Here is a 23314-nt window from a genome sequence, read left to right as displayed (position 1 = left end):
TGTTGTATTTTCTACAACAGGGGATTTTTTTACATTTCTATTTGCAGTTCAAAAAAAAGACGCAAAGGAATTAGTATCCTCTGCGTCTTCAAAATCAATTACGGATTAGGTAGTCAAATGCACCCAATGCTGCATTCGCACCGGAACCCATGGCAATAATAATCTGCTTATACGGACTATTTGTGCAGTCCCCGGCAGCAAATACTCCCGGCACATTTGTTGCACCATGGCTGTCGACAATAATTTCACCAAACCGGTTGCGCTCTACTGTACCATTCAACCACTCGGTATTGGGAACAAGGCCGATCAGGATAAATACACCCTCCAGTTCGAGATGGTGAATCTCCTCAGTACCACACTCCATATAAGACAGGCCATTTACCTTTTCATCACCAGTAATCTCGGTAGTTTTAACATTTGTTAAAACGGTTGCATTAGGCAAACTGTACAAGCGCTTCTGCAGCACAGTATCCGCTTTTAATTCAGGCATAAACTCCAGTACAGTCACATGCTCCGCAATACCAGCCAGATCGATTGCCGCTTCAACACCGGAATTGCCGCCGCCAATGACTGCTACCCGCTTGCCTTTAAACAAAGGACCGTCACAATGCGGGCAGTAGGCAATCCCTCTGTTCTTGAACTCAGCTTCCCCTGGCACGCCAATGCTGCGCCAGCGGGCCCCCGTCGAAAGAATTACCGCTTTACTCTTTAAGACAGCGCCATTTTCCAGCTCAACTTCCACAAGTTCTTTCTTGGTCAAGCTCTTGGCACGCTGCAGTTTCATTACATCAATCTGGTATTCTTTCACATGTTCTTCCAGATTTTCTGCCAGTTTGGGCCCCTCAGTATATTTCATACTGATAAAGTTTTCAATTCCCAGCGTCTCTTTAACCTGGCCGCCAAACCTTTCAGCAACCATGCCTGTTCGAATGCCTTTTCTCGCTGCATAAATAGCTGCACTGGCTCCTGCCGGTCCGCTGCCTACAACCAGAATATCAAACGGGTCTTTTCCTTCAAACTCGCTTATATCAGAGCTGTCACTGATCTTGGCCAGTATTTCCTCCACGCTCATGCGACCGCTGCTGAAAAACTCACCATTCAGGTAAACCACAGGCACAGCCATAATATTCTTAGCCTGGACCTCTTCCTGAAATACAGCACCGTCCACCATCGTATGCGTGATGGCCGGATTAAGAACACTCATCAGATTCAGTGCCTGGACAACCTCCGGACAATTATGGCAAGACAGGCTGATATAAGATTCAAATTGATAGCTGCCTTTAACCGCCCTAATTTGCTCGATTATTTTTGGTTCGACCTTTGGTGCCCGGCCGCTGACTTGCAGCAAGGCCAGCACCAGCGAGTTAAACTCATGCCCTAGAGGAATCCCGGCAAAGGTTATGCCATTATCTTCTCCTGCACGCTGAATGCTAAAACTAGGCGTTCTTGGCAGCTTTGTTCTCTCGGTTGTAATTAGAGAAGTCATCGAAGCAATCTCATCTACCAGAGCAATCATGTCACTAGATACACTGTCGCTGCCTGCGCTGACTTTAATCAGCACACTGCCTTCCATCAATTGCAGATATTGAGATAATTGTGCTTTTATATCTCCATCTAGCAACATAGAAACCACCTCTTAAATTTTGCCGACAAGATCCAGGTTTGGCTTCAGCGTTGCAGAGCCTTCACGCCATCTGGCAGGGCAAACTTCGTTAGGATTTTTCCGCACATATTGAGCGGCTTTAATTTTGTTAAGTAATGTACTCGCGTCACGGCCAATACCGCCGGCATTGATTTCTACCGCCTGAACAACACCATCGGGATCAATGATAAACGTACCACGGTCAGCAAGGCCTTGCGCTTCAATCAGCACTTCAAAATTTCTTGATAAGGTATGCGAAGGATCCCCAATCATAACATAGGTGATTTTCTTGATTGTCTCTGAGCTGTCATGCCATGCTTTATGAGTAAAGTGAGTGTCAGTAGAAACGGAATATACTTCGACTCCCAGCTCTTTTAACGCATCATATTGATTTTGCAAATCCTCTAGCTCTGTAGGGCACACGAACGTAAAATCTGCCGGATAGAAGCATACTACACTCCATTTTCCTTTAAAATTGGCTTCTGTAACTTCAACGAATTTCCCATTGTGATAAGCCTGCGCCTGAAAGGGTTTTACCTCAGTTCCAATTAATGACATAATACATTACCTCCGTTTATAAATTTTATTTTTGTAACTATTGCTTAAGCAAAAAACTAACTAAGCAATAATTATTATCATTTGATTTATATTATCTTATAAATTTTACTAAAGGTCAATACTTATTTTGAAAATTTTACAAATAAAATACCAGCAATAACTACAGGACAACTTTAGATAGTTTTTTCCACCCCTCTGCCTAACTATACTCACCAGCACAGAATTACAATAAAAAAACTCCTGTCAAATTCACTTAGGAACTTGACAGGAATTGCCGTCAAATGCTTGTTTTGCTTTTTACCCTTTCGCATACAAGCTTCAATGCTTGTAAAACAGCAGGAATCCTATTGCTTTGATGCGATCGTACAACCAGTCCGCATTTTCTGCATCGTGTGAAATAGCGTTTTTTTTCAGGACTGTTGACCGGGGTGATATCTACGTTTTCAAACCTCAAGCTGCCGCACTGGCATTTGTTTTTTGGGCTGTTTCTAAACACGCGCTCCTCCTTTCAACGAACGATTTCAAGTTGGATGCATAGAGTTTTGCATACATCTTGGTATTTTCTATCAAAACCTATTACTCGCTACTTGGTGGTTTATATGTATATTAATAGTAATACGAACGATTATTCCTCACAAGTAAAGATTAATAAATAAATATCAAGATTTTTTTATACTTTTTGACCTATTTATTTCTTGACAAAAAGGAAAAAGGTCCTATTCCCTTTCACAGGAATTAGGACCTTTGTTGCATTATTCTTTTTTTCAAGAACTATACTTGCAAATTCAAGCTTGCAGTTACTTCGCTAACTCCATGAAAAGAAGCGGATGGTTTTTCCCTGTCCCGTCTAGTTCTGAACGCCCAGTGGTGTGAAAGCCAATATGTCTGTAGAAATCAACAGCTTGTCCGTTTTCTTCATTAACATCGACTTTTGTAACCTGCAGTTCATTTACAGCAAATGCTACCAGTTGTTTGCCAATTCCTTTGCCGCGCTCACCGGCATCAATAAACAGCATTTCTAATTTGTCGCCGGCGACTCCGATAAAGCCATTAATGGTACGCTCCTCGTCCTGGTAGCAGTATAAGTCTACAGCACGAAAATACACCTCTAAAATTAGTGGTTTATAGAATTGGATATCTTCTTCCGTTATAAAGTCATGTGTAGCCCGTACAGAGCTTTCCCATATTGCAATAAGCCTGTTGTACTCACTAGCCGATGCCTTTGTTATCACAACATCACCCCTTCAAAGATAAGCGGCTTATCTTTCAACTCCTCGATCACAAGTGCTTCTTTATAAATGAACAGTCTTAGTGCATGCTGCTATTGGTATTTTTTACCTTACTATTCCAAATAGGAATAGCCGTTGCTAGAACCAGAATAATTAATAATAGGAAGGCCATCTCATTGGTAGCCGCAAAACCGCTTGGACCATCACCTTTTATGACTCCTGACAACTGAAGGATAATCCCCAGCAGACCTATGATCGAACCACCTGCAACAAGTCCAGAAGATAGGCTAATACCATTAGCAATTTTTCCTTCCTTCTCCTCTTCCGATTTTGAAGCACGTTCTACAAAATGGCGAAGAAATGCACCGATCAAAATAATCGAGGTTGTCGATATTGGCAGATAAAAACCGATCGCCACCGTCATAATAGGCAGTCGTAGTAAGAACAAGACAAACCCCATCACAACTCCAACGATAATCAGCGGCCACGGCAGCTGGCCCGACATGATCCCTGCCGTTAATGTTGCCATCAAGTTAGCCTGCGGTAGGGCGAATGGTACATTATCTCCCGTCAGCGCAAGCTGGCTGGAAAGCAATAAGATAACACCAATTACTACTGCCACACCGACTACAGATGCAATCGTAAAATATTTATCCATTTCACCGCGGTGGCCGCCAATGATAAAATTGACCTTTTGCGATTGACAGTAACCGCCAGCTATGGAGATGGCAATGACGATAAAGGTACCGAACAACAGCAGTGACTTGTTATTATCCGGGTTTTTCCATCCCAATACTACAAACAGTAAGGTCACAATTACCAAAGATGCTATGGTCATTCCCGATACAGGAAGATTCGATGTACCAATTGTTCCGGTTAGGCGTCCTGAAACAATAACAAACAGCAGAGATAGAAATAATGATAAGACAGTCGCACAAATTGCCATTGCCACGTTACCGCCAGAGATCAGAAAACCAGCGGCAAAGCCAATGACCACTCCGCCAATGAGAATGAGATTGGAAATAGATGATCCACTCGCACCATTAGATGATTTGGCATTTAGGGTTTCTCTTATCGATGAAATGATCGTGGGAATCAGCTTGATGGCACCAATCAGTCCACCGGACAGCATCATCCCGGCACCAATATATTTCACATAGCTGCCCGCTATGTGTTTTACCTGCATAGCTTTAATAGCAACCTGCTGATTATTCCATACTGTTACTCCGTCACTCCCAAACGATGCAAAATAGCCAATTAAGGGCATAATGCCGAAGTTAGCTAGTATCGAACCGGCAAACATGGTGATGGCAACTTCCAAACCGACAATAAAGCCGATTCCCACCAATAAGGGATTTACTTCCACTTCAAATTTCCATTTGTAAAAACTCTCATTTACAAAACTGATTACCGTATTCGCTGCATTAAAAAAAGATTCGGTGACAAGGGTTAGCAGTCCGCCAATACTGAAGCCAATTCCCATGTATTTGACAGATTCTCCGGCACCTTCTGAGGCAACCAACGTTTCTGATATAGCCATTGACTCAGGATACATCAATTTACCGTGCTCTTCAACCAATAAATAATTGTAAACAACGGAGGCAATACCGATGCCAAATAATACTCCACCGACGCCGACCGCAAGGCCTTCCAGGAAAGATACCTGCGCTCCGATTAATAGAATCGATGGCAAAACAAAAATCATGCCGCTTGCAACCGATTCTCCTCCACTGGACATGCCTTGAATCAAGTTTTTGCCAAGAATACCTTTTTGCTTGGCAAATGCAGCAATAAAGGCGGAACCAATAATAGCTCCCGGTATGCCGGCGGCCACGGTAAGGCCTGATTTCATCCCGGAATAAGCAGTAGATGCTGCAAATAGGGCCGCCAAAAGAATACCAATGATTAATACGGCTGCATTTCCGCCAAGCTTAGAGCCACGGGAAATGTAAGGAACATAGTCTTTACCGTCTATGCCGCCATATGCACCTTTCGAAAGCTTGTTGTCCATATCAATGCTCCCAATCGTTTATTTGTTGCGCGATGCTTACAGCTTTCATTTTGCGTTTTTCAATACTTCCAGCAAGTATTCCCATGTCCGCTGGACAGAGGATATGCTCATATGCTCATTGGGCGTATGAACATCATACAAATTCGGGCCAAATGAAATAGCATCCATTCCATTAAACTTTTCCGTGAATAACCCGCATTCCAGTCCGGCATGTATCGCTGTAATATGCGGTTTTTTCCCATACATCTTTTCATATACGTTTACAAAAAGGGTTCTTATTTTTGAATCAGGGTTGTATGCCCATTCCGGATAATCGGCTTCACTGACAACACTGCCGCCATTTAGCTGTGCGGTCACAACCAGTCTGTTATACAAGTCCGTTTTCAGGCTTTTAACGGAACTTCTGATTGAACTGATAAATTCAACAGCGTTCTTAGTGGTAGCTACTACTCCCAGGTTTAACGAACTTTCTACCAGTCCCTTAATGTCCATGCTCATGGAAGTAATACCATTGACCACTACATACAAATAATTGACTACCTGTTGAGTAGCTTCTTTTGACAGCATTGCCGGAGGTAATGCAGGTAAGAGCTCAAAAGCCACTTGTACATCCGGATCGGCTGTTCTGAGTTCGGCAGCAAACATGGTGCCACATTCCGTTATTGCCTGTTCAACAACCGCCTTATCCTGCTCACGTACTACAATCACCGCATCTGCTTCCCGCGGGATAGCGTTATGCTTCGCTCCACCTTGAAGCGAGACAAGCCCAAAATCTGTTTTTGCTAAAACAGACATCAGAGTCCGGCCCATTAATTTATTGGCGTTGCCGCGTTCCTTATCAATTTCCATCCCCGAATGTCCGCCCTTCAGGCCTCTCACCTTAATGGCATAGGGAATTAACGTCGTATCGGTCGTCGCTTCCCATACCGCCGGAATGCTGGTTCTGGCCGTAACACCTCCGGCGCAGCTTACTAATAATGTTCCTTCTTCTTCAGAGTCTATATTGATGAGAATTCTGCCATCTACATGGCTGGGTTCGAGGGCTATTACACCGTCCATACCGGTTTCTTCCGAGGTCGTTACCACCAATTCGATTGCCGGATGTAAATACTGCTTGGAAGCCAGGACTGCCAGGCCCATAGCTACCGCAATTCCGTTATCTGCGCCTAACGTCGTACCCGTTGCATAAATCATGTCGTCAACAATTCTCAGCTTGAGTGGGTCCTTCGTGAAATCATGTTCACTATCCTTATTCTTTTCACAGACCATATCCATGTGTCCCTGTAAAATTACAGCGGGGCTGTTTTCATATCCTGATGATGCTGGCTTTTTTATAACAACATTAAGTGCAGCATCCTGAACATAGTCCAAACCATGCTTCTTAGCGAAAGCTACCAAATAATTGCTAACCTCTTGCTCATTGCCCGATCCTCTTGGAATCTGAGATAGCTTTTCAAAGTATTTCCACACTTCAACTGGTTGGAGATCGTTAAGTATTCCTGTCATATTCTTACTTCCTTTCTTTATTAAGCTTCCATTTCATGACAAATACCACCACTGTCAGCTCACCTGACAAGACCGCCTCCTCCAACTTTACAAATTGCTCATAAAACCCGAATAAACTCACAATTCCAAGTTATATTGTAACATTCTTACTATTCTCTTCTATAGGGGCAGATTGAACAGAGATTTTCCCCATTGTTTGTTCAAAATATACAGCACAAACTCAAACCCCTTTATTTTGCCCACTCTCCATTACTGTGTGCCCGCTGGCGCCGTCAAAAGAGTGTCTTGTGCCGCCTGCTCAAGATCGCGCAGCAGGTCCTGATAATCTTCGAGACCTGCATGGAAGCGTAATACGTAACCATCCGGCATGGATGTAACTTCCCGCTTGGCATGTACCGGCAATACAAGTGACAAATGTCCGCCCCAGCTCTCGGCAATCCAGAACAGGTTTAGCGCATCGGCAAAAGCTTCGACTTTATTTGCAGGAATATCCGGTTGAAAGATAACACTGAAAAGGCCGTTTCCCTTGCCGAAATAGTATTGGAAACGCTCGTGATAAGGCGAGGTCTCCAGCGCCGGCGAAAGAACGCCGGCAGTAAATGGCTGCGTTAAAAACCAGTCCATTAGTCGTTGAGCGGTTTCAGCATGTTGATTCAGCCGCTCTTCGGTCGAGTCAAGTCGGTGATAAAGCCGTGAGCAAGTCGTTGGTGCCACTGCACCATTGCCGGTTGCGCGCAACTCGTCAGCAATGTGCTGTAAATCTTGCGGGTCTTTGGCAATGACAACCCCTGACGGCGTATCCCCATAACCGCCTTCGTATTTTGTCGTCGCTTGTATGACAATATCTATGCCGTGCTCAAGCGGTAAAAAGCGAATATGACTTGCCCAGGTATTATCCATAACCGTTCGCAGCTCGGCGTTCTTTGCAATTGCTGCAATCCCCTCAATATCGGGGATTTCAAAGGTGCCGCTGCCGGGAGCCTCAAGATAGACAAGCAGCTCCTGCCCCTGAGAATATTCACTGGACGCTTTTTCTAATACGGCGCGAAATTCTGTTGCCGAAGCACCTGCCGGATAACGGAATGGCTTGATGCGTCGCCGGTTTAGCAGCCGAAGCATCGGTCCATATACACAATCGGGAATAAGTACCGCTTTCGGTGCCAAGGCATCTAACGTTGTGGCAATTGCAGCTAATCCTGACGGGCAGATAACAGCCCCATGGCCGTTATGCAATGCAGCAATTTTTTTGCATACCGCTTCAGCTTCCGGTGTCTGCACAACACCATATTCCGCTCCGCCATAGGACGCCCTGCCGCAGCCATCTGCCTGGCGATAAGTCTCAAGGGTAGGAAATAAAACAGAGCTTTGCCCCCAGGAGCCGGTTTGGGAAAAAGGTCCGGCGTCACCAAGTCCGGCTGGATTTGGGTGCCCGCTAACCTCATAAGGATCGGAAACAGGCGTATGTAATAGGCGTGTTTTTGCTGCGCAGCTTGCGAGAAATGCCTGCCTTGCGCTGCATTTGTTTAAAGCTTCCGGCATTTTATTCATTAGAGGAACTCTCCTAACTTTGTAAACATATTTAGCTCCATAGTTCTTTTTCCCAACAAATAAGTCCTTTTTTATTTCACACCTTACAGTCCCATCATTTTGGAATGCCAGCCTAGCGATTCCTTTATAGCTCCCGCTTTTAGACAATGGTATAATGAGGTTGCCATGGTGTGCTAAAAAGGTACGGAAGGAAACGACGCTGATGGACAAAGCAAAGCTTGCGGAAATGATAAATAATAACCCGAATGCCATCGCTCATCTCGAACATCCGTCAGATGAGTTGAAGCTATTGGCCGTAAGAAAAAACGGACTTGCCCTACAGTATATCCAAGCTCCGACTAGAGCGATGCAAGAGGCAGCAATAGAAAATAATGCCCGGGCCATCCAATACATTGGCGACCCAACGGAAGCAATGCTGATAAAAGCAGTAAACGCCGGTTGGAATAACCTTGCTTATATCCGGAATCCAAGCACTGAACTGTCCAAATTAGCGCTGCAGCAAGCAGGCTGGGCGATTAAATACGTTACTAATCCAAGTGAAGAACTGCAGCTATTAGCCGTAAGAAAAAATTTTGATGCCATCAAATTTATAAAAAACCCTTTTGAAACGGTACAAGAAGAAGCCGTAAGAATAAGCTATGACGCTTTGCGCTATATCAAAGACCCTGCCCGCACCGCCGAGCTTATCGCCATCAAAAAGGATGAACGGGCAATACGGCTGATCAATAATTTAGATAAAAACAAACTGCTAGAGTTCGTAAAAGCAAACATTTTAGTGCTTAAATATTGCAGAACTGATATAGAAATCTCCCAAGACGAATTAAATCAAGCAGTGCAGGAAGTATTAGCAAAAGAAGATGTTGAAGAAAAATATGTCCGTGATTATCTAAATTGTAATATGTGCGCTACAAATAGCGACGTGATCTCGATGGATAAGTTACAGTTTATTTATCGTCATGGCAGTAAAAAAGCGAAAAAAATAGCCGTAGATGAAAAGCTTAAGCTAAAATAGGTGGGATATACGATGAATTTTACCGATACATTAAAAAGTGTTGATTTGGTGCTGGCAATAGGGGAAGTACCGTTAATTGTGGGGGAAACAGGCGTCGGCAAAACTGCTTTAGCCAAAGAACTTGCTCATCAACATAATTGGAGCTTAATTGTCATTGACGGCAATCTTTTAAAAGAAGGCGAAATAGGCGGACTGCCAACGATAGAACCTTATGCAAGCGTTAATCCACAAGGAGACAAAGTTGAAAAAAAAGCCACCATATATGCCGTTCATCATAAACTCAGAGAAATTGATGAAGAAATCCTGAATGGAAAAACGGTTCTTTTATTTATCGACGAAGTGAACCGTTGCGAGCATACCGTCCAGCAAGAGCTTATGAATCTAATCCTAAACAGGGAAATTAATGGCTATACGTTACCTAACAGTGTAAAAATCGTAGCGGCTATGAATCCCTCCGGTAAATATGGCACGGATTTTGATTACCAGGTGACTGATATGGATGCCGCACAAGAAAATCGCTTTGTGTGGTTACATATGGAACCCGATTCTGCCCAGTGGATCGATTGGGCAATCACTGCAGGTCTTGAGCAAAAAGTGATCGAGTTTATTTCTACATTTCCCGAATATCTGCATAAAGTTAACACAGATGATATTCGGGCAACACCCCGCAGTTATGAAAGAATTTCGGGACTGTATAAAGTCTATAAGCAAAACCAAGATTCAATCTCCCGCTCTGTATTTTTAAATGTGGTTAAAGGAAATGTCGGCAGGCTCATCGCAGAAGAGTTTGTTGCTTTTGCTGAGTCCGATTATCCCCCCCTGTTTACTTACGACGATGTATTTGCCGGAGAGTCCCTGTCTGACCTTGTTAAGGACAAGATCAGGAAAGAAAGTCATACAAGGCTTTACCTTGCCGCTAAGAACATTCTGCAGCATGTGGAAACAACCATTCATAATGGTACTCATGATCAAACTGTTTCGATTGAACGCTTAATCGAGCTATTAAAAATATATCCTGTCGATTTGATGATCGGTATTATGAAGGATATCAAAAATAACTATGTCGAGACATATCAGTATGCAATAGAAAACGAAAATTTTGTAGAAGCTTATTTTGCAGCTTATCATTCTTTCAGGAGATAAATCGATGGAACTGTATTTTGCTGATCAAGCAGCTATCCTTTATGAACAAGCTTATGCCATTGTCGACCGCTACCTAAAAGCTAATCAGCGAAAAGAGCAAGCTCAGCTGCACATACCCGAAAACTTTAAAAATGAGTTTTTCCGCTTAGTAGACAAAGTGAATGCCAGTCTGCTGGAAGACAAAGATCAATTTTACGGGTATTTTATGTTACAAATGCCGCGAGAGATCCGTTTTGATATCAGCAGCCCCACCGCTGTAAATTTTAGGGATGCAAAGCATGTCATCTATTTTAATCCCATCATATTCCTGACGCTTACATTTAAGCAGATGGAAAGTGAAATTAAACATGAAATTCTTCATATTGTATCGCTGCATTTCCTCAGAGCAAAAGCTTATCTGCACCGCTACAGCACCTTAGCTGTGAATATTGCCATGGATATCGTGGTAAATACCTATTTAGATCATCTGCCGCCCTATGCCACTACCTTAGAATGGGCTAATCTCAACTTCTCCTTGAAGCTCTTGCCCTTCGAGCCTTTTGAATATTACGTAGAGGAAATTCAAACTGCGTTGGATTTGCTGGAGGAAACGGAAGATGGCCCTGAGGATAATCACAATCGTGATGAAGGAATCGCCATGGCCTACGACCCGGAAAAAACTCATGCCCTTTGGAACGATGCCAGCGAACTGGATGAACAAACCTGGCGGGAATTCACCGAAAAACTGGTTAATGCTTCGCTAAAGGGAACAATTCCAGCCTATGTAGAAAGCTTAATCACTTCTCTGAAACAAAATAAAGGTGAACTGCCGTGGAATCTCTATCTGAAGAGACTACTGGGCACTGTGGAGAGCAAGCATAAGAAAACGATAACACGAAGAAACCGCCGGCAGCCCGACCGGCTGGATTTGCGCGGCCAACTCAGAAGTCATAAAGCTAAAATTGCCGTTGCTCTTGACATTAGCGGCAGTATTAGTGACGCAGAGTTTAATCAGGCGATCCAAGAAGTCCTTCGTATTCTACAAAACTACCCGCATGAGCTAACCATCATCGAATGTGACGATCAAATTAGACGTGTGTATACAGTCAACACAGCCAAAGATATCCAGCCGAGGACTAAGCAAAGAGGCGGTACGAGATTTACGCCTGTTTTTGAATATGCAAATACAAAACGAGTGAATTTGTTAGTGTACTTTACCGATGGCAACGGAGAGGCTAAGCTCCTGACGGTACCAAAAGGCTATCAAATACTCTGGGTTATTTCCGGGAAAGGCGATATGCTGTCCTTACAACAATCCTATGGAGTAGTAAAAAAGCTTGCTTACCAGGAGGGCATAGACGCTGTATTGGATGGCAGCGATGTTGAAAAAGGCGGCTTTTCGATGAATAACCAGGAACGATTAGGGATTTGAAATCAGTCCAGCTTTAGGATAACTCCTTTTCAAAGTATATCGCTTTTGAAGGAATGCCTTGTAAAATTCAAAAAATCAGACAAATTACTAATTTTTTTAAAACTGGTAGTTGAAGTATGCCATGTAAAGCTATATGATTAAGGTATAGGATGCATTGCATAATGTATACATGTTTTGATAATTTAGACTCATTTCTTCAGATAGAGTTACAGTCGTTGACGCATCCACCTAACAAAAGTGTACTTTTAATTTCAAGAAAAACGAACTAGTTTGTATTCTGCTGCAAGCAGTAACCAAAAACCAACGTTACCATTCGCTGCAGCAGTAATGTTAGTTCTAATTACTCTATGGAAAGCGCTTTATCAATAAATTAAGAGGAGTGGAGTGTATTGGCTATTAACGCTAAAAAGTACTGTGACGAGCTTTATCAACGGGTTGTCGAACGAAATGCAAACGAACCGGAATTTCACCAGACAGTCAAGGAAGTACTCGGATCTTTGGTAGATGTCCTCGATAAGCATCCCGAATATATTGAGTTAGGAATTGTTGAAAGGATCGTAGAACCGGAACGGCAATTTATTTTCCGGGTACCTTGGGTGGATGATTCTGGCAAGGTACGGGTCAACCGCGGCTTCCGGATTCAATTCAACAGCGCAATCGGTCCTTATAAAGGCGGTTTGCGTTTTCACCCGTCTGTTAATGCCAGCATTATCAAGTTTCTCGGTTTTGAACAAACCTTTAAAAATTCACTGACAAGCTTACCGATGGGCGGAGGCAAAGGTGGATCTGATTTTGATCCTAAAGGAAAATCGGATGCAGAGATTATGCGATTTTGCCAAAGTTTCATGACTGAGCTATATCGTTATATCGGTCCTGATATCGATGTACCGGCAGGTGATATCGGGGTTGGCGGCAGAGAAATCGGCTACTTATTTGGACAATACAAGCGAATAAGGGGCAGCTATGAAAATGGCGTATTAACCGGCAAGGGCATCTCCTATGGCGGCAGTCTGGCCCGCCCGGAAGCTACAGGCTTTGGCATCGCGTACTTTTGCCAGGAAATGCTGAAATCAAAAGGTACCTCCTTTCAAGGTAAAACTGTTGCCGTTTCGGGATTCGGCAATGTTACCTGGGGCACGGTCAGAAAAGTTACGGAATTAGGCGGCAAAGTTGTTACCCTTTCCGGTCCCGATGGATATATTTACGACCCCGATGGCATCAGCGGTGAGAAGATTGCTTACCTGCTCGAAATGCGTGCATCCTGCCGTGACAGGGTCGAAGACTATGCCGATAAATTTGGTGTCAAGTTCTACCCCGGCGAGAAACCCTGGGGCGTTAAAGTCGACATCATTATTCCTTGTGCCACGCAAAATGAAATCCAGCTTGAAGATGCGCAGAAAATCGTCGCTAACGGCGTAAAATTTGTTTGTGAAGGTGCAAACATGCCTTGCACCAACGAAGCGGTTGATTATTTTCTGGAAAGCAGCGTGTATGTTGGCCCGTCAAAAGCCGCCAATGCAGGCGGTGTATCTGTCTCCGGCCTAGAAATGACACAGAACAGCATGCGGCTGGCCTGGTCTTTTGAAGAGGTCGACGCCAAACTAAAAACGATCATGCTTAATATCTATAAAAATGCCAGCGAAGCCGCAGAAGCATATGGTCACAAGGATAATCTGGTCATCGGCGCCAATATTGCCGGGTTTATCAAAGTCGCGGAAGCTATGTCCGCACAAGGCGTAGTATAAAGGAAATTTTTATATTTCTCACTAAAAACGAGGGGATATGAACCGATCTGGTTTCAATATCCCCTCGTTCCTTTTGCTGTCACCCAAACCTATTTATAAATAATCCCTTTAAAGCTTCTCCCATCGACCTTGGCCTCAATGGCTGTTTCCCTTCTCACTAACTTTACATATTTTGTTTGCTGCAGGACTGGCTGGCTAAGCAGCCACTCCCAGTCAAGCTTCGCCTTTTCCTTATTATCATATTGTATATGGAAATAACCCATATTTGTGGCCGTTAGGTTATGAAAGAAATGACTTCCCAGCGAAGGTTCCGGACGAAGCTCTTTTGTATCAACCTCTACAATAAGCTGAGCCTGGGACATTTGCTCCCATGCCAGAGGAATGCCTAACCACCGGTCTGACGTACCGATTCGGCCAAAGCCAATCAGGATGCAGCGGCGGCCCTCATTTGCCAGCATGGTATTCAGTTCACCGATCTCGTTCGCAATTTGAACGCTGTCACTCAAATCAAACGTCCTGGGATCAACAAAAATAATATCATGGATACTTTGGTAAAAACCGTTGCCGATAGTACGCTCACTAAAACACCAGGAGTCTCTCGGTTCATCAAGAGTAACCTGCAAGGCTTCCCTGCCGATCACCATCGGACGGATTTGCAGGAAATTAAATTCTTTAGGCTTACCTTTATCCTTCGGTATATTTACGGCAAATTCTATTTCGACATTTGACCCAAACGCTTTCATCCCTAGATTCATAAGATCTTGAATAATTTGCGTCAGCGGTAGTCTGTTATATTTAAGAATCGGCGCAAATGTCACTATTTTGGGTCCTGGTTTATGGACACTATCATATATGCAGTCATCTTCAGCCGAATAAGTACTGCCAGTATACTCGAGCGATTGATCCTGACTCGCCTGAGAAATTGGCAATTTCTCATAAATATAGTCTTCACCGGCCCGCACTGAGATATCAGACGAAGTTTTAAGATTTACAGCATAAAACGCATTTTGCGCCTTTTTCAGATACTCTTCCGGAGTTGAAATTAGAGGATTCAGCTTCGGATGAACCGGTGAAAAACGGTATACCCGCTCCCCCTCTACAATTGCTTTTCCCAAGCCCAGAGCCAGACTCACTGTTCCTTCTTCCGGTTTCATCGGATAATACGGATAAAAGTTATAGGATTGAGCTACACCGGAAATAGCCGGGTAATAGAGATCACCATAGAGTTCCCCGACCAGTTGCTGGATGAGAACAGCCATCTTTTCTTCTTGAATTCGAATATCTGCGTTTTGGGCATATTGCACAGGTGCAGCGTAAAAGACAGAGGCATACACCAGTTTAACGGCATCAGAAAGTTGTTTGAACCGCACTTTCGGGTCGTCATGAATATTCGGTACTACATAGGTATGGTAAATCCCGGCAAAAGGCAGTATGCGGGAATCTTCCAGAATGCTTGACGACCGGACAGCAAGCGGGCATTTTATATATTGAGTCAATACGCGCAGGTTTTCTTGGGTTGCAGCCGGCAAATCACACTTCAAAAACCGTTGCGCAATTTCCTCTTCCGTTGGCTTTTCGGCAATAAAGGAATATAGATCATTCTCGGCCATAAACTTCTCAAAGATATCACTACACACAACAAATGAGCGGGGCACCTTAATCGTAATATCTTCATATTTGTCCGCCATGCCGGCTTTGGCAATCAAAGCGTTCATAAAAGCAATTCCTCTTGCTTTCCCGCCCAACGAACCTGTCCCCAGCTTAATAAAGGCATTGTCCATATCTTTCTTGGAAAGCCCTTCAAAATCAAGAATCAAGCCTGACTGATATCGCAAAAAATAATCATTTAATACTTTCAGGATATAGGCCCGAATCACAGAAACATTTTCAATGGGCCCTGGCGACACAAATCGTAATTTATCCGCCACTTCAATTTCCGCTCTGGCCCGTAACCAGCGCGAGAAATGAGAGTTTGACGCATGATAGTACAGGCTCTCATCAGGCAGGTCGCGAATTATCTTTTCGAAATTCGTAATGTCCGTTGCTTCCGCAATGATTCTGCCATCCGGATACCGAAACACAAAAGAACCAAAGCCGTAGTCCTCCAGAATATAATTTCGTAAATCCTGCATTAGATGGGATGAATTTTTATTCAAAAAGCGCAATTTGGCCCCACTGGCTTTGTCCGCATTTTCCAGTTCTTCCGACTGCAGCAGAAACGGAATATCGGCAATCATTTCCCGTACTCGCTCAGCCAACTCAAAGCCAGCAGTTGGATTCATAACGCCATCCTTAGGAAACCTTACATCAGAGATTACACCGAGCAAGTTATGACGATAGGTAACCAATAAGCCCATCGCTTCTTCGTAAGTTTCGGCAAGAAGAATCTTCGGTCTTAGGCGAACTCTGAGCAAACCGTGACTGACATTCATAGCATGCAGCAACAGGCATCTGGTCTGCGTTAAAATTTCTGTATAAATGATCGGCAAAATCTGCGAGTAATAGATTGGTGAATCTTCCACAACCAGGATGGCCTGAACGCCCAGCTTGCTGTCGGCTTCTACATTTTGCTGGTCTTCAATGTATTTAATAATGGCGAGGAGAACCTTATTATCCCCCGACCAGTGAAACACCCTGTTAATACAGCTAACATTCCTGATACGGGTAATCATGTCCGGCGTCAGCCGGTCATACGACAGCATAACAATCGGAATGTTGGGATAGGCTTCATGGATTGCTGCTTCAAACTCATAGGAACTCAGATCACTAATCCGTGACATCGTGATAATCAAGTGGATGGTTGTCTTTTGCAATGCTTCAAAAGCATCTTCACTGTTATCTACCCAGTGAATGCGGGGTATTATGGGGATACTCAGGTCATTAAACTGATGGTAAATCTGCTCAACCAGCTGCCCGTCTTCTTCCAGAATATAGGCGTCATACTCTGTAGATATCAGCAGGATCTCCGTAACCCTGAATTTCATTAAGTCATGAACTCCCGAAAACCGGGTCTTCATGTCAACAAATTTATCCATAATCCATTCCCCCCGGTAACTTTCTCAGTCAAGCCGTCTCTATTCAGTATATCCTAATTGAGCATGACTTTGTATCTTTGCCTTCGATAAAAAATACCACCTTCCGGCAAACCGGGAAGGTGGTATTTTTTATTGAACTGAGAAAACCTGCTTATCAGTATTCGCTATAGTGAGAATAGAGATAGATCCCTATAGCGAAAAAGACGCCGCCCAGACCGGCTAAGATAAGTGCCGCTTCTACTGCCTCACCGTTCCAGACAGCTGCCCGCAGCAAAGTGTTGATTGCTCCGATCGGAAACCATCCGGCAATCAGACTCAACCAGGCGGGCAGGTTTTGCACAGGAAAAAACGATCCGCCAAAAAAGGTCATGGGGGTAATGAAGAAACTGTTTACCAGGGAAATATCATCTACCTGCCGGACCAGCATCCCCACAACCAAGCCCAGTGAGCTGAAACAAAAGCCGCCCAGCAAGACACCCGCGAACCAGGCACTGCTCTTAATGCCAATGCCAAAAGACAGGAAGCCCACAACCAGGATCAAGCTGCCAAAAATGACAGCACGGCTAATGCCGGCTAGAACAATCCCCCCAACGGCGGCTGCATGGGACACCGGACTTAGCACCAGACTGTGAAAATGGCGAAAATACAGACGTCCGGCGCTGATGGAGGAAGCTGTCTGCTGAAAGCCATTCGTCATAACCGTCATGCCAATAATGCCGCTTGCCAAAAAGGGCAAATAACCACCTTCAACACTGACTCTGCCACCCAGCCCCAGGCCAAAAGCAAAGAAATAAATAAATGGAGAGATTATGGAAGGGAAAACATAACCCATGCGGCCAATCTTTTTCCAAAGCAGCAGCATTTCCCTGCGGTATACCGCATAGCAGCCCATTAGTTGATTTCCCCCTTCGCTAATTGAATAAACAAGGCTTCCAGTGCTTCTTCATTACTGGCATCGCCGCCATAGCGCCGTTGAATTTCTTCCGGAGTTGCCACCAGCGCCAGCCGTCCTGCCTTGAGCAAGGCAATATGGGCACAAAGCCTGGCGGCCTCCTCCATATAGTGGGTCGTTAGCAGCATCGTCTTACCCGCTGCCGCCAAGTCCTGGATAATCTGCCAGATCTCCTGCCGGACATCAGGATCCAATCCTACCGTCGGTTCATCCAATAACAACAGCTGCGGTTTAGGCAGCAGTGCCCTGGCAATTAAAACACGGCGCATCATGCCCCCAGACAGCCTGCCGACCCGTTTGTCGCGCATTCCCTGCAGCGAAAACGCAGCAATTGTTTCCTCTACCCGCTCCCACAAGGAATCCAAACCAAATAACCGGCCATAAACGGTTAATGCCTCGGTTACCGTCAATTCCCGCTCCAGATTGGAGTCCTGCGGTACAATGCCGACAAGCCGCCGCAGCTCTTGTGTCTTCCCGGCGGCATCAATCCCAAATATCGAGACTGTACCGGCAGTCGGCCGTACCAGTCCGGCGACAATTTTCATCAAAGTGGTTTTCCCTGCCCCATTGGGACCTAACAAGCCGAAAATCTGTCCGGCATCAACATGCAAACAAATATTATCAAGCAGCATATGCTCACGGTAGCGCTTTGTCACACCTGACAAACTCAAGGCATACGAAGGCTCAGCAGCAAAAGATTTTTTCAAGGTTTCCTGCACTCTTTTTCTCCCCACTATTTCTTCTTATTTATAATTCGAGCTGTGTCCAGCAGACTTATTCATGACGTCCTTGACATGCCGGACGTATGCAGCCTGAATTGCCGGGTTTTCACCCAATCCATGCCGCTTTATTTCTAATTCAAAACCGGCAGCAGTCAGAACGGACTTGGCCGAGCCTTCATCCTCTCCCTCCATATCCTTCAGAACATGGCTGCCTGCCACCAGCATAAAGGGCTGAAGCCGCACCTTTTTGACACCGGTGCGCTGTAATTGCCCGACTACCTGCTGCAGCGTAGGAAAGCCTTCTACTGCATAAACAAAAACATTTTGCTTGCCAGCATCCTGCAGCTTCAACTGCAGGGCCGCGTAGGCAGCATTAGCGGGATGAAGGCCGCCATGCCCCATTAGTACCACTGCTTCGTTAGCGTCAGTCATTATGTCAAGCGCGTCGATCACTGCCAAGTAATCATCAGGCAGCTCTTCCTGTCCCATATAGTAAAGCAGCGGTCTGCCAAGCTCCAGGCGGCAAAACTTTTGCGAATCCTTATACTCATTCACGATGTTCCGGATCTTTTCATACTCTTCGCCTGCGATGATATGCAGCGGCTGAATATAAACCTCACGAAAACCGTCTGCCAGCAGGCGGTCAAGCGCCTGCCGCTCATTGTCGACTTGAATACCGTCACGCTCAGCCAGACAGCGAATGATCATCCGAGAGGTAAAAGCACGGCGAACCTCATAACCGGGAAAAGCGGCTCGCATTTTTTCTTCTATACTTTCTATACTGGCTTTACGGGCTTCGGCATACGTAGTACCAAAGCTAACGACTACTATTGCCTTTTTGTGAAATGCTTCGCCAGTCCACTTCATGGTTCCAGCCTCCCATACTTTTGAATTCATGGAGCAGCAGTCTATTTGACCACTGGTTCGCCATGCTCCTGTAGAACGTTGGACAAAAAAGAAGACTCAATCCACATTCACTGCGATTGAGACTTTTTCCGCATTAGTTAGGTTTTATCTGCAGCTCGGAATAACCTGTAAACTGTGCTAAAAGCCCATCCAGCGCCTTTTCAACATTTTTCAGATTTACATCTGCCGGATTATGACGGTTCGTTAAGTGTAGATCAAACCCAAAGATTTGTTTGTTATCTGCCACAAATGCGCGGTTGTTGCCGACGTTAATCAGCGAAATCACCTTTTTTTCAAACAGTCGTTGGGCAATTTCTTTATACAAATCCATATTAGTGCTGACCGGTTCTTCCGTTACGATTTCCACAGAAAAAATCCGGGACGTTTCATCGCACGACATACACATAGCTACCACTTCCTCATCTCAATTGCTGAAAACACAGTTCGCACTCAACGTTTTCGCCATAACTATTGTAACATTACCGAGAATGATTTTCAACAAATATAAAGGCAAGCATACGCTGTCGGCATTGCACAATCAATTGTTTACTATTACCATCTTAAATTATATATATCACTGTAAAACTGTAAAGGAAGGACAGCTAAAATGGAAGAATTAATTTTACAGAAATACATACGCAAACTGCCTATACAAGTTCCTCCGGCGAACAGTTTGTGATATGATGGTAGAAGCATCACTTTCTTATCAAACAGAATGCACTATTTCGATGGATTGGCTCATGCTATTAGGAATACTATAATTGAAACTAAGAAGGGATTACAATGAAAATTGGCTTTTTTGATTCTGGCATTGGCGGCTTAACTGTTCTTGGTCACGCTTTAAACATACTTCCCTTTGCAGAATATGTTTATTATGCCGATATCGAACATTTACCATATGGCGAAAAGACGAAAAACGAAGTAAAACAGTACGTCCAGAATGCGCTGGACTATTTGGCCGAGATCAAAGTAGATGCCGTTGTTGTTGCCTGTAATACGGCAACCAGCGCCGCTGTCGGGAAATTACGAAAGCGATACAGCTTTCCAATTGTTGGAATGGAACCTGCCGTAAAACCGGCTGCTGCGTATTGTAAGGAAAAAGGCAAGAAGGTCCTGGTATTGGCAACCAGTTTAACACTGCGGGAGGAGAAATTTTATCAGCTTGTTCAGCGGCTTGATGCTGATGAAACCGTTGATACAATGGCCTTAGGCGGTCTGGTTAAATTCGCCGAACAATTTGAGTTTGATACTCCTAATGTCCACCACTATTTGCAACAGCAGTTTGCGTCATTATCACTTGCCGATTACGGTGCGGTCGTGCTTGGATGCACACACTTCCCCCTCTTTAAAAAGGTTTTGCAAGAATGGTTTGCTCCGGACACCCAGTTTTTCGACGGAAGCGCCGGAACGATAAATCACCTGGCAGATATATTAAAGCAACGGGGAATCGCTCCCAGTATTGATGATAAAATCAAATTTGTCATTACTGACGGCAAGCTTCCGCCAAATGATGTTGATTACAAAAAAATTCTGCAAACCTATTTACACACCATATAACGCTATTTGCAACAACAGACTCCTATCAACCGCTCGGGTTTAATAGGAGTCTGTTATTTTGCGGCTGCAGGTGCAAATTAAATTCAACTTTGCTTGCTGCCGCTGCAAGCTTTGAATACCGAGCCTACTCTATCATGCAATCCAAAATACCCGGCGGCCATCATAACCGTAGGCTTTACTTTTAAGGCGTCCGGCGTTCCGTTATCCAGACAATTCTCATCACCGTAGGCAGCAACAATCTCACCCAGAAACATTGTAAAATCAAAGATGGGAATCGTTTGTATGACTTTGCACAAATAATTGACAGGACATTCTTTTATTAAGGGTGCGTTACCCGCTTCATCATAAAAGGATTCGAAAATTTGAGACTTGTCTACCTTATGGCCGGAAACAGTTCCGCAGTAATCGGTCTTTTCTATCAAATCTGCAGATGGAATATTAACACTAAAGTAACCAGTCTCCCGCACACCGGCTGTAGTATAATGAGAATTTTTTAATGATATGTACAGTACTGGCTTTTGACTCACAACGCCATAGGCTCCAAGCGTTGCATAGTTCGGTTTTCCGCTAACAGTCGCTCCTGCTAATACCGTAATATACGGTCCAAAGGGGATATTGGCTATTTTCTTTTTCATTATCGGCACGCTCCTTTCGATGCTAGCTTTTGCCACAGCAATGATTTTATACGATTACCGATTTATGCTGTAACATACTGCAGCGCAATTGAAGCATAAATTTAAATTTTAGCAACTGTAATTTTTTGTATTTCAGTTGTGCTCTACTCTTTTTCAACTTATACTGATAATGTACACTCATAGTGGATACTCACTGTTGATGTATACATATAAAAAGGAGGTTTTACTTTGGAACAAAGTCAAAGAAATCTTCGATGGTATAACCTAGCCATCATGGCCTTCATTATGGTATGGGGATTCGGCAATGTTGTTAACAACTTTGCTAACCAAGGCTTAAAAGTCATTGTCTCTTGGATACTGATTAACGCTTTGTACTTTATCCCCTATGCCTTAATGGTAGGCGAGCTTGGCTCAACCTTCAAAGATGGAAAGGCGGGCGTAAGCACCTGGATCCGGCTTACCACCTCACCCCGGTTTGCTTACTTCGCCGGCTGGACTTACTGGGTAGTTCACATTCCTTATCTGGCCCAGAAGCCGCAGATGATTTTAGTCGCCTTTGGCTGGGGTGTACTGCAAAATGGTACCTTCACCAAAATGTTCTCACCAATGGTATTACAGTTATGTACATTGGCATTATTTTTCTTCTTTCTTTGGTTTGCATCCCGCGGAATAACATCGCTGAAACGGATTGGCATGATTGCAGGAACCTCGATGTTGGTTATGTCTTTCCTTTACGTCATCTTAATGTTAGCCGCACCAGCAATTCGCGGCGTATCTGTTGCAACTACCAATTGGGGTTGGGAAACCTTCATTCCAAATTTTGATTTCACCTATTTCACTACAATTTCTATGCTTGTATTTGCCGTCGGCGGTGCAGAAAAAATATCGCCCTATGTGAATAACACCGTAAATGCCAGCAAAGAATTTCCTCGTGGTATGATTATCCTGGCTGTTCTTGTTGCTTTATCCGCACTGCTTGGATCACTGGCCATGGGAATGATGTTCGATTCTAACAACATTCCCAAAGATCTGAAAATGAACGGTCAATACTACGCTTTCCAAATGCTTGGCCAGTATTATGGTGTAGGTAACTTCTTCCTCATTCTGTATGCTTTCGCCCAGTTTTTCGGCCAGGCTTCAGCTCTAGTCTTCTCAATTGATGCACCGCTTAAAGTCATGCTGGCTGAAACCGAATCTAAATACATCCCGCAGGTCCTTACAAAAACCAATGAGTTTGGTGCTCCCATCAACGGCTACAAACTAACTGCCATCTTAGTTGGTATTTTGATTATCATACCGGCTCTAGGTATCGGCAATATGAACGACCTGTATAATTGGCTGCTCGATCTCAACTCCATTGTTATGCCAATGCGTTATCTTTGGGTATTTGTCGCCTATATGGCGCTGCGCCGCATCGCCGGTCGCTTTACCTCAGAATACCACTTCATACGGAATTCCAAGCTTGCCTTCGGCTTTGGGCTATGGTGTTTTATCTTTACTGCCTTTGCCTGCATTATGGGCATGTTCCCGAAGGGCATAGCCGCGTATACCTCTCAATGGTATTTCCAAATTTCACTGAATTTGTTGACACCATTCATCCTGCTGGGCTTAGGGTTACTTCTGCCCAGTATTGCCAAAACGGTTAATAAAAAGATTTCAGGATAGCATCGTTTAAAAAAGCTGACAGGCTCGCTACGAGCCT

18 protein-coding genes are annotated in these 23314 nt (G+C 44.3%); 6 read left to right on the top strand and 12 right to left on the bottom strand.

Going from position 1 to position 23314, the window contains the following annotated elements:
* Positions 1–94: 94 nt before the first annotated feature.
* From ahpF to EV210_RS15830, 6 genes are all read right to left on the bottom strand, one after another.
* Entirely contained in the window at positions 95–1624 is a 1530-nt protein-coding gene (gene ahpF / locus EV210_RS15855) for an alkyl hydroperoxide reductase subunit F (RefSeq protein ID WP_132082333.1), read from the bottom strand.
* A 12-nt stretch (positions 1625–1636) separates the two neighbouring features.
* Positions 1637–2200, bottom strand: a complete 564-nt coding sequence (ahpC, locus tag EV210_RS15850; RefSeq protein ID WP_132082332.1) for an alkyl hydroperoxide reductase subunit C — start codon at positions 2198–2200, stop codon at positions 1637–1639.
* A gap of 797 nt (positions 2201–2997) precedes the next feature.
* Positions 2998–3432 (bottom strand): GNAT family N-acetyltransferase, encoded by a 435-nt coding sequence (locus EV210_RS15845; RefSeq protein ID WP_132082331.1) that lies wholly within the window; start codon positions 3430–3432, stop codon positions 2998–3000.
* Between the two features lie 76 nt (positions 3433–3508).
* On the bottom strand, positions 3509–5440 hold the full coding sequence (locus EV210_RS15840) for an OPT family oligopeptide transporter (RefSeq protein ID WP_132082330.1): 1932 nt from the start codon (positions 5438–5440) through the stop codon (positions 3509–3511).
* A gap of 45 nt (positions 5441–5485) precedes the next feature.
* Positions 5486–6946, bottom strand: a complete 1461-nt coding sequence (locus EV210_RS15835) for an aminoacyl-histidine dipeptidase (protein ID WP_132082329.1) — start codon at positions 6944–6946, stop codon at positions 5486–5488.
* Positions 6947–7195: 249 nt separating this feature from the next.
* A complete protein-coding gene (locus EV210_RS15830; RefSeq protein WP_132082328.1) occupies positions 7196–8494 on the bottom strand; it encodes a trans-sulfuration enzyme family protein in 1299 nt (432 codons plus the stop codon).
* Between the two features lie 202 nt (positions 8495–8696).
* On the opposite strand from EV210_RS15830, the gene EV210_RS15825 reads away from it, so the two are divergent.
* From EV210_RS15825 to gdhA, 4 genes are all read left to right on the top strand, one after another.
* Positions 8697–9506 (top strand): hypothetical protein, encoded by an 810-nt coding sequence (locus EV210_RS15825; RefSeq protein ID WP_132082327.1) that lies wholly within the window; start codon positions 8697–8699, stop codon positions 9504–9506.
* A 12-nt stretch (positions 9507–9518) separates the two neighbouring features.
* Positions 9519–10649 (top strand): ATP-binding protein, encoded by a 1131-nt coding sequence (locus EV210_RS15820; RefSeq protein ID WP_132082326.1) that lies wholly within the window; start codon positions 9519–9521, stop codon positions 10647–10649.
* A gap of 4 nt (positions 10650–10653) precedes the next feature.
* Positions 10654–12060, top strand: a complete 1407-nt coding sequence (locus tag EV210_RS15815) for a vWA domain-containing protein (protein WP_132082325.1) — start codon at positions 10654–10656, stop codon at positions 12058–12060.
* A gap of 389 nt (positions 12061–12449) precedes the next feature.
* Positions 12450–13805, top strand: coding sequence for an NADP-specific glutamate dehydrogenase (gene gdhA / locus EV210_RS15810; protein WP_132082324.1), 1356 nt, complete (start codon positions 12450–12452; stop codon positions 13803–13805).
* An 89-nt stretch (positions 13806–13894) separates the two neighbouring features.
* Here gdhA and EV210_RS15805 read toward each other — a convergent pair whose 3' ends face one another.
* The 5 genes from EV210_RS15805 to EV210_RS15785 form a co-directional block, all read right to left on the bottom strand.
* Positions 13895–16840 carry a PEP/pyruvate-binding domain-containing protein gene (locus EV210_RS15805; protein WP_132082323.1) on the bottom strand — a complete coding sequence of 982 codons (2946 nt, stop codon included), beginning with the start codon at positions 16838–16840 and terminating at the stop codon, positions 13895–13897.
* A 154-nt stretch (positions 16841–16994) separates the two neighbouring features.
* A complete protein-coding gene (locus EV210_RS15800; protein WP_132082322.1) occupies positions 16995–17732 on the bottom strand; it encodes an ABC transporter permease in 738 nt (245 codons plus the stop codon).
* A complete protein-coding gene (locus EV210_RS15795; protein WP_243650585.1) occupies positions 17732–18511 on the bottom strand; it encodes an ABC transporter ATP-binding protein in 780 nt (259 codons plus the stop codon). Before EV210_RS15795 ends, EV210_RS15800 begins: the two co-directional genes overlap by 1 nt.
* A gap of 24 nt (positions 18512–18535) precedes the next feature.
* On the bottom strand, positions 18536–19381 hold the full coding sequence (locus tag EV210_RS15790; protein WP_132082321.1) for a sirohydrochlorin cobaltochelatase: 846 nt from the start codon (positions 19379–19381) through the stop codon (positions 18536–18538).
* A gap of 133 nt (positions 19382–19514) precedes the next feature.
* Positions 19515–19826, bottom strand: coding sequence for a hypothetical protein (locus EV210_RS15785; RefSeq protein WP_132082320.1), 312 nt, complete (start codon positions 19824–19826; stop codon positions 19515–19517).
* A gap of 377 nt (positions 19827–20203) precedes the next feature.
* Between EV210_RS15785 and murI the strand changes: the two genes are divergently transcribed.
* Positions 20204–20977 carry a glutamate racemase gene (gene murI, locus EV210_RS15780; protein ID WP_132082319.1) on the top strand — a complete coding sequence of 258 codons (774 nt, stop codon included), beginning with the start codon at positions 20204–20206 and terminating at the stop codon, positions 20975–20977.
* Between the two features lie 83 nt (positions 20978–21060).
* Here murI and EV210_RS15775 read toward each other — a convergent pair whose 3' ends face one another.
* Complete coding sequence (locus EV210_RS15775) at positions 21061–21612, bottom strand: flavin reductase family protein (protein ID WP_207900745.1); 552 nt, start codon at positions 21610–21612, stop codon at positions 21061–21063.
* Between the two features lie 228 nt (positions 21613–21840).
* Here EV210_RS15775 and EV210_RS15770 point away from each other — a divergent pair, with 228 nt between their 5' ends.
* Positions 21841–23277, top strand: coding sequence for an amino acid permease (locus EV210_RS15770; RefSeq protein ID WP_132082318.1), 1437 nt, complete (start codon positions 21841–21843; stop codon positions 23275–23277).
* Positions 23278–23314: the final 37 nt, after the last annotated feature.

This window comes from Anaerospora hongkongensis (assembly GCF_004339805.1).
GTDB lineage: Bacteria > Bacillota > Negativicutes > Sporomusales > DSM-15969 > Anaerospora > Anaerospora hongkongensis.
The sequence above is the reverse complement of the archived record's forward strand: the minus strand, read 5'-3'. Positions and strand labels throughout refer to the sequence as shown.

Excerpts from the sequence above, each read along its gene's own strand:
- EV210_RS15800 (WP_132082322.1), bottom strand. The coding sequence starts at position 17,732 with ATGGGCTGCTATGCGGTATACCGCAGGGAAATGCTGCTGCTTTGGAAA.
- EV210_RS15835 (WP_132082329.1), bottom strand. The coding sequence starts at position 6,946 with ATGACAGGAATACTTAACGATCTCCAACCAGTTGAAGTGTGGAAATAC.
- EV210_RS15830 (WP_132082328.1), bottom strand. The coding sequence starts at position 8,494 with ATGAATAAAATGCCGGAAGCTTTAAACAAATGCAGCGCAAGGCAGGCA.
- EV210_RS15815 (WP_132082325.1), top strand. The coding sequence starts at position 10,654 with ATGGAACTGTATTTTGCTGATCAAGCAGCTATCCTTTATGAACAAGCT.
- EV210_RS15840 (WP_132082330.1), bottom strand. The coding sequence starts at position 5,440 with ATGGACAACAAGCTTTCGAAAGGTGCATATGGCGGCATAGACGGTAAA.
- EV210_RS15825 (WP_132082327.1), top strand. The coding sequence starts at position 8,697 with ATGGACAAAGCAAAGCTTGCGGAAATGATAAATAATAACCCGAATGCC.
- EV210_RS15785 (WP_132082320.1), bottom strand. The coding sequence starts at position 19,826 with ATGTGTATGTCGTGCGATGAAACGTCCCGGATTTTTTCTGTGGAAATC.
- EV210_RS15775 (WP_207900745.1), bottom strand. The coding sequence starts at position 21,612 with ATGAAAAAGAAAATAGCCAATATCCCCTTTGGACCGTATATTACGGTA.
- ahpC (WP_132082332.1), bottom strand. The coding sequence starts at position 2,200 with ATGTCATTAATTGGAACTGAGGTAAAACCCTTTCAGGCGCAGGCTTAT.
- ahpF (WP_132082333.1), bottom strand. The coding sequence starts at position 1,624 with ATGTTGCTAGATGGAGATATAAAAGCACAATTATCTCAATATCTGCAA.
- EV210_RS15820 (WP_132082326.1), top strand. The coding sequence starts at position 9,519 with ATGAATTTTACCGATACATTAAAAAGTGTTGATTTGGTGCTGGCAATA.
- EV210_RS15790 (WP_132082321.1), bottom strand. The coding sequence starts at position 19,381 with ATGAAGTGGACTGGCGAAGCATTTCACAAAAAGGCAATAGTAGTCGTT.
- murI (WP_132082319.1), top strand. The coding sequence starts at position 20,204 with ATGAAAATTGGCTTTTTTGATTCTGGCATTGGCGGCTTAACTGTTCTT.
- EV210_RS15805 (WP_132082323.1), bottom strand. The coding sequence starts at position 16,840 with ATGGATAAATTTGTTGACATGAAGACCCGGTTTTCGGGAGTTCATGAC.